At 41.3% G+C, this 14,985-nt stretch carries 11 protein-coding genes; 5 read left to right on the forward strand and 6 right to left on the reverse strand.

Going from position 1 to position 14,985, the window contains the following annotated elements; all coding sequences use genetic code 11:
- Positions 1 to 36 precede the first annotated feature (36 nt).
- A complete protein-coding gene (gene msuE / locus FTU02_RS07235) occupies positions 37 to 768 on the reverse strand; it encodes an FMN reductase (protein WP_078190544.1) in 732 nt (243 codons plus the stop codon).
- A gap of 375 nt (positions 769 to 1,143) precedes the next feature.
- Here msuE and FTU02_RS07240 point away from each other — a divergent pair, with 375 nt between their 5' ends.
- Positions 1,144 to 1,794 (forward strand): response regulator transcription factor, encoded by a 651-nt coding sequence (locus tag FTU02_RS07240; protein WP_078190543.1) that lies wholly within the window; start codon positions 1,144 to 1,146, stop codon positions 1,792 to 1,794.
- Between the two features lie 167 nt (positions 1,795 to 1,961).
- Here the strand turns inward: FTU02_RS07240 and FTU02_RS07245 are convergent, their stop codons facing one another.
- Together FTU02_RS07245 and FTU02_RS07250 are read right to left on the reverse strand one after the other, a co-directional pair.
- On the reverse strand, positions 1,962 to 2,711 hold the full coding sequence (locus FTU02_RS07245; protein WP_218956179.1) for a hypothetical protein: 750 nt from the start codon (positions 2,709 to 2,711) through the stop codon (positions 1,962 to 1,964).
- Between the two features lie 447 nt (positions 2,712 to 3,158).
- The gene (locus tag FTU02_RS07250; RefSeq protein ID WP_180156515.1) at positions 3,159 to 6,647 is read right to left on the reverse strand and encodes a PAS domain-containing hybrid sensor histidine kinase/response regulator; all 3,489 of its coding nucleotides are present in this window, start codon (positions 6,645 to 6,647) and stop codon (positions 3,159 to 3,161) included.
- A gap of 181 nt (positions 6,648 to 6,828) precedes the next feature.
- Between FTU02_RS07250 and FTU02_RS07255 the strand changes: the two genes are divergently transcribed.
- Together FTU02_RS07255 and FTU02_RS07260 are read left to right on the forward strand one after the other, a co-directional pair.
- Positions 6,829 to 7,161, forward strand: coding sequence for a DUF485 domain-containing protein (locus FTU02_RS07255; RefSeq protein WP_078193192.1), 333 nt, complete (start codon positions 6,829 to 6,831; stop codon positions 7,159 to 7,161).
- Between the two features lies 1 nt (position 7,162).
- The gene (locus tag FTU02_RS07260) at positions 7,163 to 8,878 is read left to right on the forward strand and encodes a cation acetate symporter (protein WP_180156517.1); all 1,716 of its coding nucleotides are present in this window, start codon (positions 7,163 to 7,165) and stop codon (positions 8,876 to 8,878) included.
- 88 nt (positions 8,879 to 8,966) lie between these two features.
- Here the strand turns inward: FTU02_RS07260 and FTU02_RS07265 are convergent, their stop codons facing one another.
- A complete protein-coding gene (locus FTU02_RS07265) occupies positions 8,967 to 9,341 on the reverse strand; it encodes a hypothetical protein (protein WP_180008801.1) in 375 nt (124 codons plus the stop codon).
- Between the two features lie 251 nt (positions 9,342 to 9,592).
- On the opposite strand from FTU02_RS07265, the gene FTU02_RS07270 reads away from it, so the two are divergent.
- Positions 9,593 to 10,288 carry an ion channel gene (locus FTU02_RS07270; protein WP_180008803.1) on the forward strand — a complete coding sequence of 232 codons (696 nt, stop codon included), beginning with the start codon at positions 9,593 to 9,595 and terminating at the stop codon, positions 10,286 to 10,288.
- Between the two features lie 59 nt (positions 10,289 to 10,347).
- Here FTU02_RS07270 and omp33-36 read toward each other — a convergent pair whose 3' ends face one another.
- Entirely contained in the window at positions 10,348 to 11,229 is an 882-nt protein-coding gene (gene omp33-36 / locus FTU02_RS07275; protein ID WP_111884490.1) for a porin Omp33-36, read from the reverse strand.
- A 1,096-nt stretch (positions 11,230 to 12,325) separates the two neighbouring features.
- Here omp33-36 and FTU02_RS07280 point away from each other — a divergent pair.
- A complete protein-coding gene (locus FTU02_RS07280) occupies positions 12,326 to 14,032 on the forward strand; it encodes a diguanylate cyclase (protein WP_180084416.1) in 1,707 nt (568 codons plus the stop codon).
- A gap of 41 nt (positions 14,033 to 14,073) precedes the next feature.
- Here the strand turns inward: FTU02_RS07280 and FTU02_RS07285 are convergent, their stop codons facing one another.
- Positions 14,074 to 14,883 (reverse strand): toxin-antitoxin system YwqK family antitoxin, encoded by an 810-nt coding sequence (locus FTU02_RS07285; protein WP_180156519.1) that lies wholly within the window; start codon positions 14,881 to 14,883, stop codon positions 14,074 to 14,076.
- Positions 14,884 to 14,985: the final 102 nt, after the last annotated feature.

Here is a 14,985-nt window from a genome sequence, read left to right on the forward strand (position 1 = left end):
GCAAACCCTCGGGATCGAATTGTTATGCTGTGGTGTTTAGGCCACTTGCGTTTTTGGCTTTTTACTATGCAGTCGAGCTTCAGCGGCATCCAAACTTGGAACAGCTGCAGAAGGAAGGACTTCTTCTTGCTCGATTTGCTTATTAATGCCCAAGTTTTGGTTGGCTTGTTGAGACTTGGCTTTCACCACTTCAGCACGCTGACCTTTGGCTGGAGCCCATTCCAAAATCGGCAGCGCACGTGCTACGGCTAAAGTAATGCGGTCACGGAGTAATTCACTATGAATGGTATATTCAGGGGTGAAATCACGGTCTGTTGCATAGACTCCGATTGGTAATGTTTGCGCTTGGAAGAAACTGAACAATGGACGCAATTGATGTTCAAGCACTAAAGCATGGCGTTCAGAACCACCTGAAGCTGCAAGCAAGACAGGAACATCGACCAATGCAGTTTGTTCGACAAAGTCAAAGAAGTGTTTAAACAGACCTGTAAATGAAGCACGGTAAACTGGCGTTCCAACAATCAGTGCATCAGCAGCTTCAACAGCAGCAAGGTCATCTTGTACACGTTGTGGTAATTGGTTACGGTAAATTGCCCCACCTAATAAGTTGCCAATTTCGCTAAACTTAATAAAATGCACATTGATTGGAGTCGCATCACCGAGCTCATCAACAATGGCTTGTACCAGAGCTTCGGTTTTAGATGGATTGTTTAGGCCACCTGATACAGCAACAATATTCAGGGGTTTTTGTAGATTAACTTGAGACATTTTTTAAACCTAAAAGTGTGGTTTCTCGGAATGCCTTTTATTAATCCCGATGGGTGGATCACTGTAAAATAACGAAAATCAGAAAAGTTATCTGATTTTTAGATATGTTGGAAAAACCACAAGATTCGTGAAATATCAAATTTTAAACTGTTGATATTTCAACATATAATGCTTAGATATAAGCATTTTTACTATGTTGATAAAATTTATATGAAAATATGATTAGATTTAAAGATTTATAGAAAATGCGAAAAAAGACGCATTTTAAGCGAAAAATCTACATTTTAAATGCAAAAAAATAAGTTCTTGCATATCCTTCACATAGCATGTGTGGTTAGAATAGGGTCATTGTGCACAAGATCTCTCACGTTGCTTATGAATATTTTAATCGTTGATGATCACCCGCTGTTTCGTCATGCTTTAATTCAGGCGGTTCGTTATAGTTTGCCTCAGGCGCAAATTCATGAGACTGCAGCAGTCAATGAATGCTATGAACGTCTTGAAAATGGCCCTGAGCCTGATCTTGTGTTATTGGATTTAAACTTGCCGGGTGCTTCAGGCTTTTCTGCCTTGGTGCATATACGCGCACAATATCCATCGATTCCAATCATTGTGGTCTCTGCGCATGAAGAAGCGTCGATTATTCAACGTGCGATTGCACATGGCGCGATGGGTTATATTCCAAAATCTGCGCATCCAAGTCACATTGGTGAAGCGATTCGTCAAGTCTTAGAAGGCGAGATTTGGTTGCCACCAAATTTACCAGCCAATATGAACTTTGATCCACGTGCTGCAGATGAAACAGCATTGGCAGAACGTATTCAGTCTTTAACACCGCAACAATTCCGTGTGTTAATGATGGTGGCAGAAGGTTTGTTGAATAAGCAAATTGCCTATGAGTTGGATGTGTCTGAAGCAACTATTAAAGCGCATGTAACGGCAATTTTCCGTAAGTTGGGCGTACAAAACCGAACCCAAGCTGTATTGGCAATTAATGCACTGAATATTGAAGAAAAGAAAATCTAAGGATTTTTTCCATAAAAAAGACCTCCAAGATGGAGGTCTTTTTTTTCTGTTTAAGCACTAATGCTGGCGCTAGATCATTTCGTTGTAAATGCTGTTAGGCCTTTACATGTGGTTTAAAAGCAATAGAGCAATGCAACTTAACAATGACTTAAACAAACCACTTCAACTTAAGCAATATAGTCTTGCTTAGGCGTCAGATCGGTACAGTACAAAGGGTTGAGCGCACATTGCAGCTCATCAATTTGTTCATCGGACACATAGCCGCGCGCTTTGAGATAATCCGCGACACGGTCATCACGTAAACTCAAAAAGGCAGCATCATAAACACCCAAATCCACAAATAGGGCTGCAGTTTCTAAGCTGTTAAAACGGTCCAGATAAACATCATTATCATACATCAGGAAGATATGGTCTTGCTTGGAGTTGGCATCGACATTTAAACGTTGTGCCAATTCAAATGGCGCTGTTTTAATAAACAGTAAATCAGATAATTCATCAAACTGTGTTTTATCCAGCTGGTTTTTGTCGGTTTTGACTTTACCGAGCCAAGCTTTGAACACCAATACCGCACCGCCGCGCAGTAGCATGCTCCAAATCTGATGACGGGTGTCCAAACCTAAGCAATTGGATTCTGCTTCTAAATTTTGCAGCAGTAGATCTTCTTGTTCTGCCAGTCGATCGAATAAGCCAAGGCCTTGGGGTTTGTAAGCATTCGGTGCAAAGACATCAAAATTCAGTTCGTCAAATACCTGTAACGCAAGAGGAACGGCACTGCGATAGAGCGTTTCTAGCGCTTCGACTTGCACATCACTTAATTTGCTGAACTTAAATAATTGACGCCAATCGATCTCTGGCAAAATGGCATTGGCACCATACTGACGATGAAACTGTAGATTTTGATCAAAACCATGCGGCATTGTTTCTGAAATATTCACAAGATCACTCCTAATATGCGGGGGAGATCAGCTTCTCAAGTGTTGAGTTATGACGCTTCTTGAATTGGCTTGAAACTGATCAACTTCTTATGAATATTTTTAAAACGAACGGCGGCAGCTAAATATAAGACTAAAGTTTTAGTTTTTATTTTTGCTTGTAAAAATCTGATTTAAATCAAATAAATTTTTAATTGTAACTAAGTGTACAAGTGTTCACTCATGCATTCGATATCTTTTGCCATAGGCAATCAAAATTTGATATTTATGGCTAATAAATAGACGAAATATTGGGGCTATTTTGAATGATCTTGCCGCTGAGACAAATTTTTTTGCCAGTTAGGTAAGTTTAAGTAAAAGTAAGGTAAACAAAAGCCCATTTCATGTGAATGAAATGGGCTATTTTTCACAGAGAGATGTCCTGTAACAGCGCTACTGATTTGAAATCTTCAAACCAGATAACCATGAACGGAGTGAAGCCGGTTTCAACGGTTTTTTCAGTAAGACGATGTTTAACTCTTTTAGACGTTGCGGTAGTTCAGGATCAGAATCTGCAGTAATCAGTGCCACAGGGACATTTTCCTGACGGTTATCTAAAATAAAGTCGAGACCGATCTTATTATTATTTAAGTGTTGGTCAACCAACCAAACTTGAATATTTTCTTGTTGAATTAACTCCATGGCCTGTTCAGGTTCAGTGGCCTTAAAGACTTGATAGCCCCATTTGGTCAGTAAGGTCGACATACCTTCCAAAATCGTTTCATCATTGTCTAAGCACAGAATCTTATAGGCTTTGGTTTTCAGCGGAACCGCTTGGGTCGGTGCAGCGACCACTTTTGGCGCAGCGACCACCGGTACTTCAATCATAAAGCACGAACCATGACCAAGTTCTGAGAACACATGCACAGGATAGTCGAGTAGGCTGGTCATCCGTTGCACGATGGCTAAACCTAAACCTAGACCCTGTTCGCCCCATGGAGAGGTGTGTCCACAGCGTTCGAACTCTTGGAACAACTTAATGCGCTGTTCTTCCGCGATCCCAGGACCTGTATCCCAAACGCCAATACGAATATGCCCCAGACGTGCTGAACGTAGCACACCCACCACAACACGACCACGCGCTGTATAGCGTAGGGCATTGCTGACGAAGTTTTGGATAATACGACGAATCCACTGTGGGTCGGTGTCAATCCAGAACTGAGCATCGTGTACGGTCAGTTTGATATTACGCTGTGCTGCAATCGATTTAAATTGCAGTTCAAGGTCGCTGAGTAAGTCATGTAGTGGATAAGGCTGACGTTTCGGTTGAATGGTTCCACCTTCGAGTCGTGCAATGTCCAAGAGGGCAGAGAGCATACTTTCCGCACCATGCAATGCACGATCTAGTTGCTGAAGCGTTTTACGATCATCATCATTTTGTACGCTTTGCTCGAGGGCTGTACTAAACAGACGTGCAGCATGCATCGGTTGCAATAAGTCATGGCTTGCAGCAGCGATAAAGCGGCTTTTCGACATATTGGCTTTATCGGCTTGCTCACGTGCCAATTGTTGTTCAGACAGGGCGTCTGCCAACTGTTGGGTACGATCTTGCACACGGCCTTCAAGCAAGGCTTCATTTTCACGGAAAGCGGTAATATCGGCAAAGGTCGTCACGAAACCGCCGCCTTCGATCGGATTACCACGCATCTGAATTACACGACCATCTTTACGAATCCGTTCAAATTCGTGTGCGCTGCCGACCTGCATCCAATGCATGCGTTTACGTACATGCTCTTCGACTGAACCGGGACCACATTCGCCGCGTTCAGCGTTATAACGAATCAAGTCTGAAATTGGGCAACCGACATAGACAATGTCTTTTGGATAATCAAACAGTTTGAGGTATTGATTATTCCATGCTACCAAACACATGTTTTCATCAACCACGGACACACCTTGAGTCATATGGTCGATCATGGTCATGATCAGGTTTTGGTTAAAGCGCTGCCACTGTGAGGCTTGGTCAAGAATATTGGCGACCTGACCGAGTGCTAAACCATTATTAACCATGGCTGTGGTGAGTAAGGTACGGGCAGATGCCGCACCGATGGTGCCTGCAAGATACTGTTCGGTAAAACGCCACCACATGCCGTTGGCGCTGCTATTTTCATTTAAAACGACATTGTTTTGTGCGCAGAACTGGTTGAAGGCACGCATGGTTGGGCCTTCACCGGTAATACGTTTTGCCAAGGTAATCAAATCACCTACTTTTAGACGCGCCACATCGTGGTGAATATAGCTGATGTCGTTTGATGTACTTTGAGCAGGGAGCGGCTTGGTTTCATAATAAAAGAAACTTTCGGCCTGAATTTGCTCGGCAACACTTGGACGGAAGACGCGGGAAATCCAAATATAGAGGGTGATATTTAAACCGAGCGCCCAAACTACTCCATGGGTAAGTGGATCGAAAGATTCAAACCCTAACAGTGCTTCAGGACGTAACCAACTCAAGCCTAGCGGACCCTGACTTAAAAGATTTTCGGTAAATGTTTTAAATTGTTCAGGTAAGCTACGCAATACGGTTGGTAATAACAGGGTATAAGCCCACATGCCAAAACCGACCAACAGACCCGCATATACACCTTGCTTACTTCCGCCACGCCAATACAAACCACCAATTAGCGCCGGTGCAAACTGTGCCACAGCACTGAAGGCTAATAATCCAAATACCGATAATTGGTCAATGTCATTGAAGAAATGGAAGAACAAGAAGCCCAATAACATGACCGCTAAAATACATACACGACGTGTGAATTTCAGTACGAGTGGTAGGCGTTTGTCATGACGTGACAATAAGCGTGTACGCCACAGTGCAGGCATGATCAAGTCATTACTGAGCATAATCGACAAAGCCACTGACGACACCAACAGCATACCTGTCGATGCTGAAAAACCACCGAGAAAGGCAAGTAAGGTCAACCAGTCTTGGTTATAACTTAAAGGCAGTGAGAGCACAGCAACATCGGGGATTGCCAAGTAGGCTGGTGCTGCATGCAGTGCCCAACTGGCAATCGGGATGATCGCGATAATGGTTAAAATCAGATAAATGGCAAACCAACGACGAGCACCACGGATATGTTTTTCATCTCTCAGTTCAACTACTGCGACATGGAACTGACGTGGTAAACAAATAATCGCTAAAGCAGCCAATAAAGTTTGAATCCAGAAGCTTTCTGGCACACCTTTGAGCTGGACATCTTTAAAGGTAGTGTTGATGTCATGGCTGATTTGCGCCATGTTTTCAGGTGATTCAAAAACAAAGAAAAATGCGACTGCAAGTAGTGCAAACAGCTTGACGAAAGACTCAAATGCCACAGCCAACATTAAGCCACCGTGCTGTTCAGTATTGGCAATCTGTCGTGTCCCAAACATCATGGCCAAAATCGCCAATACACCAGTCAAAAACAGCACACTATTGGTGGTACCGGTCAGACCAGCGGTCGGCTCTAAAATGACTGTTGCACTTAGGGCAATCGCACGTAGCTGCAAGGCTAAATAGGGAATAATGGCAATCACGGCAAGGATCGTGACCAATGACGCTAAGGGGCCACTTTTACCATATCGTGCTGCTACAAAGTCGGCAATCGATGAAATGGCATGATGCTGACGGACACGGCCTAAACGTCGCCAAATATCATAGCCGAGCGCAACAAATAGCAGTGGCCCCAGATAGATTGGCAGGAAAATAATGCCCTCACGAACCGCGGCACCTGTTGCGCCATAAAACGTCCAAGATGAACAGTAAACCCCTAAAGTTAGACTAAAGAGAAGCATTCTGCCGCGAGTACTGAGCCTGCTGGCATGCTTTTCACCAAAGAATGCACATACAAAGAGTAATGCGATGTAAAGGGCCAATACCCCGACGATAAGCCAACTATTCATAGAGCCTGCAGCATATTAATTCTCGCTTAATGATAACGCATCCATAGGCTTAGGGAGGTTATTGCTCAAAATTTAACGACCAAAGTCTAAATTACAAGAGATAAGGAACATTGGTAAGTTTAGCTTCGAAATAATTCGAATTAGAAAATTGCGCGCCAAGGTTCGGCGTAAGGAGAACATTATGGATGAGAGACAGGTAGAACAAATTCTACAGAATCCAAAATTTAAGGAAATGGTTAGCCGTAAAAGTAAGTTGAGCTGGACTTTGACGATCATCATGTTGGTGGTCTATGTCGGCTTCATGCTACTTGTAGGCTATAACAAAGAGTTCTTGATGCAATCCGTGAGTGGTGGTGTGACCACGATTGGTATGCCATTAGGTTTGAGCATTATTGTATTGTCATTCTTACTGTGTGGTGTTTATTCGTATATTGCAAACAACAAGTTGGATGCATTAAACGCAGAAGCAATGCGTGAAGTAGAAGCAATTACTCAAGAAAAAGGACCGCACTAAGATGAAATGGAATTCATTGAAAGCAATAGTATTAGCGGCTCCTGCTCTGCTCATGTCAAGCATGGCAATGGCTGGGCCAGATTTAGGTGAAGCACAGCAACAAGCGACCAACTGGCATGCGATTATCATGTTCGCAATTTTTGTTGGCTTGACTTTGTTTATTACCAAATGGGCAGCGAAGCAAACCACTAACACTGCAGACTTCTATACTGCCGGTGGTGGTATTTCGGGTTTCCAAAATGGTTTAGCGATTGCCGGTGACTATATGTCAGCAGCATCGTTCCTCGGTATTTCCGCAATGGTATTCAGTTCAGGCTTTGACGGCTTGCTGTATTCATTGGGCTTTATGGTGGGTTGGCCCATCGTATTGTTCTTGGTGGCTGAGCGTCTGCGTAACTTAGGTAAGTTCAACTTATCTGACGTGGTGTCATTCCGTCTAGCTGAGAAACCTGTCCGTACCCTTGCAGCAGTAAGCTCGCTTGTGGTCGTAGCGTTCTACCTGATTGCACAGATGGTGGGTGCAGGTCAGTTGATTAAACTGCTATTCGGTTTGAACTACAACATTGCGGTTGTGATCGTTGGTCTACTGATGATGGCTTATGTAATCTTCGGTGGTATGTTGGCAACAACTTGGGTACAGATCATTAAAGCAGTGATGCTACTTTCTGGCGCAAGCTTCATGGCCTTCATGGTCATGAAAGGCGTGGGCTTCAGCTTCTCTGAAATGTTCACTCAATCGATCCAAGTTTTCTCTAAAGTACATGACGTATCTTTAGCTGAAGCTGCAAACATTATGGGTCCAGGTAAACTTGCAGCCAACCCAATTGATGCGATCTCTCTAGGTCTTGCATTGATGTTCGGTACAGCAGGTCTACCACACATCTTAATGCGTTTCTTCACAGTAAAAGATGCCAAAGAAGCGCGTAAATCAGTAGTTGTTGCTACAGGCTTTATTGGTTACTTCTACCTATTAACTTTCATCATCGGTTTTGGTGCGATCCTTTATGTATCGAACAACCCACAATTTCTTGATGTAGCGAAAATGGCGGTAACTGGCAAGTTAGAACTTGTTGGTGGTAACAACATGGCAGCGGTTCACTTGTCTGATGCATTGGGCGGTGACTTGTTCATGGGCTTTATTTCAGCGGTAGCATTCGCAACGATTCTTGCAGTAGTTGCAGGTCTAACATTGTCAGGTGCTTCAGCAATTTCACATGACTTGTATGCAAACGTATTCAAGAAAGGTCAAACTACACCTGAATCTGAACTTCGTATGTCTAAAATCGCGACTTTAGGTCTTGCGATCTTCGCAATGATTTTAGGTATCTTGTTCGAGAAACAAAACGTTGCATTCATGGTAGGTCTTGCATTCTCTGTAGCTGCATGTGCAAACTTCCCAGTGCTTGTATTGTCGATGTTCTGGAAAGGATTAACGACGCGTGGTGCAGTGATTGGTGGTGTGGTTGGTCTAGTAACTGCTGTGATTCTAATTGTATTGTCTAAAGCAGTTTGGGTAGATACATTCGCAATCTCTGAAACACCAATTAACCCATTCAATGGTCCTGCTATCTTTGCAATGCCATTGGCATTCATCTGCTGCTGGTTGTTCTCTGTGACTGATAATTCAGCACAAGCACAAGCTGAGCGTAAAGCATTCGATGCACAGTATGTACGTTCACAAACTGGTATTGGTATCTCTGGTGCTTCAGATCACTAATCTGAATCGCCTAAAAAGCCCCTAATAAGGGGCTTTTTTTATATTTAGTGAATGATATGAAACAGTGGTTTGTGGACAAATCTCTGTCCTATTTGCGTGTATAATTTTCTCCATTGATCGACATCTTCCAATGGCCTTGATCATCTTGATAAGGCGAGCGCTGAATGGTGAATTGTTGAGAGAAATTATCCTGACCGATGCTAAAGCTCTGATCCCCAAAACTGCTCAAATGGGCTTTTATTCGCGACTGTTCAGCACCACTGAAGGTTTGGTTGGCAATACTTTTTTCAGTATGTTCTTGATGGTAATACGTCACTTCGCCCGACGATTTGATCACTAATTCACTGTGGTTGTTTTGCCAAGTCCCCACATAATTTTCATGGCCTTTGAGGAGCGGACTGTTTTGTGTACAGGCAGAGAGCATGAGCAGACAGAGGGGTGCAAATACGAGATGTTTTTTCATAATGAAATCTACCACGCAGGAGATTCCTTTGAATATGTGCCTGAAAACTGAAACTTACAGTAGGTTTTTTGAACCTCTTTGGTAATAAGAAACCCATCTAGAACAGTGCTCATATGGATGCTTTTTCAGATTAAGATCAACAAATTTTTGCAATAAAAAAAACTCACTTCGTGCTAATTTAAAATCAATCAGTTGATGATGCTTCAGATCGATCATTTCAGCGCATGAAAAAAATATAGAGATTGAAAATAATGCAAGGTTTTGTAGATTTTTGGAAAAGCTTTAGACTTTTACCCTCAGCATGGCTGTTACTGGTGCAGTTTCTGATCTTGGTTTTAACCGCGATTACCCGAGAAAGTCTGTCTTTTCGTGCGCTAATTTGGGTACTTGGGGTGTCGGTACTATTGATCATTGCCAAAGTGATTCGCCAAACTCCAATGTTTACGATTCTAGGACTGAGTTTTGTTGGCTGCGCCGTATTGTTTTCTACTTTGATTATGCTCGGTGTAAATCATCCCAATATTCAAATTATTGCGCATGGTTTTGAAGCATGCGCATATTTTAGTGCAGCCTATGGCTTATTGCGCTATATGTTTGCCGATCGCTATTTAACCAAAGATGAACTTTTTGCAGCCGGGGCAGTATTTACCCTCATCGCATGGGGTTTTGCTTTTCTCTATAGTATTTGTCAGTTGATTTATCCGGATAGTTTTGTAAATCCTGCAGAGCCGGGTATGCAGTCGTGGTTAGATCTATTATTTTTAAGTTTTAGTTTGCAGTCTGCCACGGGTTTGTCAGATCTCATGCCAGTCAGCGCGCCTGCACGGGTGTTGGCGATGCTTCAAATGTTCTGTGGGGTGATGTATTTGGCTCTCATCGTTTCACGTTTAATAGCATTGCAATATATTGCCCATTTACCGGAACGCCATGAGCCCAAAGACAAATAATGGCAGAATAAAAAAAGGACGCAAATGCGTCCTTTTTGGTATTCAGTATCTAATATGAATTAGAAACGGAATTTAGCGTTTACGCCAACAGTTTGAGTGTCAAGCGCAACTTCTTCAGCATTAGCATTTACATAGCTAGCACCAACTGCAACAGCAGGAGTGATGAAGTAGTTTACGTTCGCACCCCAAGCTGAGTCTGGAGTACCAGCAAAGCTAGATTCAGCGTAAGAAGCACCAACGCTTAATTTAGGAGTTACGAAAAGATCAGTTTTGAATTGGTAAGCAGTGTCATCACCGTAGATGATGCCTGATTCGAAACCAATTGCCATGTTAGTGTCGTCGATTGCGCCAACATATTTAGCACGTGCAGTGATTGCGTCTTGGTCTTGGCCAATAGTTGTAGCTTCAGCAACAGCTTTAGCAACACCGTTACCCATAACGTTGAACGCGTCAACAGCAGCTTGGTCAGCAACGCTAGTGTAACCAACAGCAACTAAGAAGTTTTGAGTTGGAAGCGCACCAACTTCTAATGCATAACGGTCGCCGTTGTCTTCTAATACTTTAGATGCTTGGTTTTTAGAATCTAAAATAGTGTGGCTGTAAGACGCGCTTGCATATACAGGAACAACTTTAGTTGGAACATAAGCTTCAGCTTTAGCACCAAAGTTATGAGCAACTACGTCAACACCTTGTGAACCAACTTCACCGTAGTTGTAAGCAACAGATACGTTAGAAGCTTGGTTTAAGAATGCAGCTTCTGCTAAAGGACCTTTTGTAGAGTCAACATTTTTTAAGTAGTAAGTACCTTGAACACCACCAATGAAATCTTTGTCATTTGCAGTTGTGTCGATGTATTCTGCTTGGCCTTGAACTTCAAATTGGTAAGCTTGAGCACCGGTCATGGCTAATAATAAAGCAGTGGCTAAACCGAGTTTTTTCATGATTTTCTACCAGTTGTTACAAATGGATTAAACATTGAGCATTGTATTGTAACAATATATTAAGTCAATGATCCTAAAGGTTATTATTCAGTCTCTGACTCAGATCTTTATTTCATAATAAGAAATTCAGTTTTTACTCTAACTAATAAGTCACTCAAAAAAAATCATTGAGAACAATTAAGTAAGTTTGATTAAATTCTTAATTAAAAAAATACACTTGAAAAAATACACAACTTTTCAATCTAAAATAACAATTATTATTGTTATTTTAATTCAAAATAACATTTATTGTAGTGGGTAAATTCTAACGCTTTTCACGCATTTGAGGTAATAAATCGGGACTTTGACTGCTGAATTGTTGGGCTAAAACCACTTATTTGTATATTAAATAGACATTTTTGTTTTAAGTTTGAGGGATATGTCACTTAAATATGTGTCTTTGTGATATTTTTAATATCCTAGTGAAATACTTGGCTTTACATCAGGTTTTATTTGATTCATAATTTGCCAATCGAGTCGTCACACGGTTTAAAAGTGTGACTTTGACCCTGATTCTCCATTATTGTTTTTTATTCGCCCAGCTTTCCCCAAGGTTGGGCTTTTTTTTATTCAAAAATGCAACTTTATATTAAAGATAAAATATAGAGCAAATATCTCGTAGAAATAAATGCACTTTTATGGTGCGTTAATAATTCTATTTATCTTTCAATTAAAGTGATATAGACAAAAAAAATCCTGATTTTCAAGGAAAATCAGGATTTTTTAGCCAAAATTTTCGGGAAACTAAAATATTCTGCTGAGGAAGAAATCTAGTGTGCCCTAATACGGTGCATTCTGCACCAATTTATTGCAATTGTAAATATTTATTTAAACAAGTTAATAAAAAATATTTCGCTTTGAAATATGCTGCTGTTTTTTAGCAAATTATCTCGTTCTAAAGTGATAAAAATGTGACAGATTAAGCACATTTATATAGAATTTAGAGCTATAAATGTTCACTTTACAAATTAATAAATTATTGGTCATTAATTTAAATATTCCCGCGTTTAGTTGAGAAGTGGGTTGGGGTATGCAACAAGTGTGGGGCATAAAATAGATGGAAACATTACGAACAGAGCATATTAGTAAGCGCTTGCAACTTGCGATGCTAGTAATCGTCTTGTCTATCGTATTTATCAGTGTTCCATTGATTGTGAGCAGCAATCAAAACTACCTCAAAAGTGCCGAAGCGCTGAAAGAAATTCAGATGCTGAAAATGGTGGCAGATTTAACCAACCAAATTTCCCGTGAACGTGCGCCAGCTAACAGTGCAATGTCGAGTCAAGGTGAACAGCGCGAGCAAAAAATTATTGAGTTGGCTGAATATCGTCAAGGCGTTGATCGGCAATATCAAGATACACTGAAAGTTTTAAAAGAAACGGGCTTTGCACCGATCGCCCAGCAGTTAGAGTCCAATTTATATCCATATTTGTTGCAGGGTCGCAAAACGGTCGATCAATATATTGCGCTGCCGACACAACAACGTGAAGCTAAAAAATTGGATCATGCCATTTTGGCGATGTTCCAAGCTTGGGATCAAAGCTATATTGCCATGCAGAAATTGGTCAATCATTCTCATGGTAAAGATACTCGTGTATCGAATTATTACACGCTGATTTTATTACTGGCAGAATTACGTGATCAGGCGGGACGAGTCGCATCAAATATTATGGCTGCGGTATCATTTCAACAGGAAATTCCAGAGCAAAATTTAGCGCGGAGTTTACAAACCCAGCGTCAAACACGCTATCTATGGGAATTGATCAATGTCGTGCAGTCTGAACATGACAAAACTCCCGAGTTTAAACAGTTACATCATGCGGTACGGACGGAATTTTTAGATAAAGGTTTGCCAATTATTGATGGTTTGACTCAAAAAAGTCTTCAACATCAGCGTTATCACATGGATGGCACCCAGCTCACTGATGCAATGGTCAATAAATTTGTCACAGTGGTGGAATTGCAAAGTTATATTTTAGATTACAGTCTCAAAGTAGCTGCGGATGAACAACGTGAAGCGCGAAATAAATTGATTTTCACGCTTTTTGTCTCGCTCGTGTCATTACTGACTGCATTATTAACGATGTTCTATGCCAAGAAATGGGTGTTTGAACCTTTAATTCGTGCTCGTAATCAGTTATTTAAACTGGCTCGGCACCGACAAATGGATCAAGGCGTGATTGAACCTGCCAAAGTAGGTTATCTCAGTTTATTTGACGCCATTCAGCATATTGAAAACATGCTGGAACAGCGTGATGCCTTTGAATTTCAACTTAAACATATTGCCAATACTGACTCACTTACCAATGTCGCCAATCGTTTTGCCTTAGATGAATATATTAAATTTCGCGACAGCCAAAATTCAGGCTTTTTACATACAGCACTGATCGTGATTGATATTGATCACTTTAAACAGGTGAATGATCGCTATGGGCATATTGTCGGCGATTTGGTGATTCAACATGTTGCCAATCAATTACGAAAACATATTCGTTCATCCGACTTGGTGGTGCGATATGGTGGAGATGAGTTTTTAGTCCTGATCGAGGGGATTAATATGCTCAAAGCCCAACACATTGCCGAAACTATACGGCACGATATTCAGAATGTGAATTTTAATTTGGCAGAGGACGAAGCCGATCTCATTGTGACGGTGAGTATTGGTGTGGCAGTGGGGGCCGAAAACTGGATCGATTTATTAGAGCGAGCAGACCAAGCATTGTTTAAAGCCAAAGCTGCGGGGCGTGATCGTGTTTCAGTCTAAACGCAGCTTGGCAGATTCATAAAGTTAGCCAGACAAATGAATTAATCTTCATCTTTATATAATTTATTGCAGGCTTGTTGGTTCATTTGACTACCATCTTCATTCCAACACTGGGCTTGGGTAATTTTGCCTAAATTGTACTGAAGCACCGCTTCAGGTTGCTCATTGTCATACCAAATTTTATAACTGTTATGACGAACGCCATTACGATAATAACCTTGGCGTTCTAGTTTGCCGTTTTCAAACCACATTTTCAGCTCACCAATCAGTTTATTATTTTGAAAATTGGCATAGGTCCACGGTTTACCATCGCTATACCAGCGTTGGCGCAGGCCATGCTCGATACCATTTTTATAATTTTGAGAAAAAGCCAGTTGGCCATTTGGATGCCAAATTTTGTAATCCCCCTGAGATTCACCATTGATGATGCTACTTTCTTGCTCTTTTATCCCATTGGCAAACCAAAACTCGAGTTTGCCTTCGTACTCCCCATTTTTATAGGCAATGCGGCTACGGGGTTTGCCATTGGGGAAGAAACTTTCAAATACGCCTGAGCCTTGAATACCATCTGGAAAGTGAATTAGATGTTCACATTCACCATTTTTAATTTTGCTGTTGCTCAGAAAGATGGTGGTTAGGGCATTGCCATTGGCATAGACATATCGATTTTCATAGATCCCTTTGTGTGAAGTCGGGGTACTGAGGGCTTTACACTGCGGCTTATCTTTCCATGGGCTAAGATCAGGGTCTTCTTGTGAGACAAACAGCACCATGTATTCGTTTAGATAGCCATCGGCAAAGCTATATATTGGACATAATAAGAGGCTGAAACTTAAGATAAATTTATTCATTGTTAGTATGCTTTTATATTTTAAAAAGTTAAAAATTATTCGTTGTTGAGTTCATGATAGGCGTCATCATAAGGATGTTTTGTTTAAAAATAAATAGTCGAT

The organism is Acinetobacter sp. YH12045 (assembly GCF_013419925.1).
GTDB classification, from domain to species: domain Bacteria; phylum Pseudomonadota; class Gammaproteobacteria; order Pseudomonadales; family Moraxellaceae; genus Acinetobacter; species Acinetobacter amyesii.

Excerpts from the sequence above, each read along its gene's own strand:
- msuE (WP_078190544.1), bottom strand. The coding sequence starts at position 768 with ATGTCTCAAGTTAATCTACAAAAACCCCTGAATATTGTTGCTGTATCA.
- FTU02_RS07240 (WP_078190543.1), top strand. The coding sequence starts at position 1,144 with ATGAATATTTTAATCGTTGATGATCACCCGCTGTTTCGTCATGCTTTA.
- FTU02_RS07245 (WP_218956179.1), bottom strand. The coding sequence starts at position 2,711 with ATGCCGCATGGTTTTGATCAAAATCTACAGTTTCATCGTCAGTATGGT.
- FTU02_RS07250 (WP_180156515.1), bottom strand. The coding sequence starts at position 6,647 with ATGAATAGTTGGCTTATCGTCGGGGTATTGGCCCTTTACATCGCATTA.
- FTU02_RS07255 (WP_078193192.1), top strand. The coding sequence starts at position 6,829 with ATGGATGAGAGACAGGTAGAACAAATTCTACAGAATCCAAAATTTAAG.
- FTU02_RS07260 (WP_180156517.1), top strand. The coding sequence starts at position 7,163 with ATGAAATGGAATTCATTGAAAGCAATAGTATTAGCGGCTCCTGCTCTG.
- FTU02_RS07265 (WP_180008801.1), bottom strand. The coding sequence starts at position 9,341 with ATGAAAAAACATCTCGTATTTGCACCCCTCTGTCTGCTCATGCTCTCT.
- FTU02_RS07270 (WP_180008803.1), top strand. The coding sequence starts at position 9,593 with ATGCAAGGTTTTGTAGATTTTTGGAAAAGCTTTAGACTTTTACCCTCA.
- omp33-36 (WP_111884490.1), bottom strand. The coding sequence starts at position 11,229 with ATGAAAAAACTCGGTTTAGCCACTGCTTTATTATTAGCCATGACCGGT.
- FTU02_RS07280 (WP_180084416.1), top strand. The coding sequence starts at position 12,326 with ATGGAAACATTACGAACAGAGCATATTAGTAAGCGCTTGCAACTTGCG.
- FTU02_RS07285 (WP_180156519.1), bottom strand. The coding sequence starts at position 14,883 with ATGAATAAATTTATCTTAAGTTTCAGCCTCTTATTATGTCCAATATAT.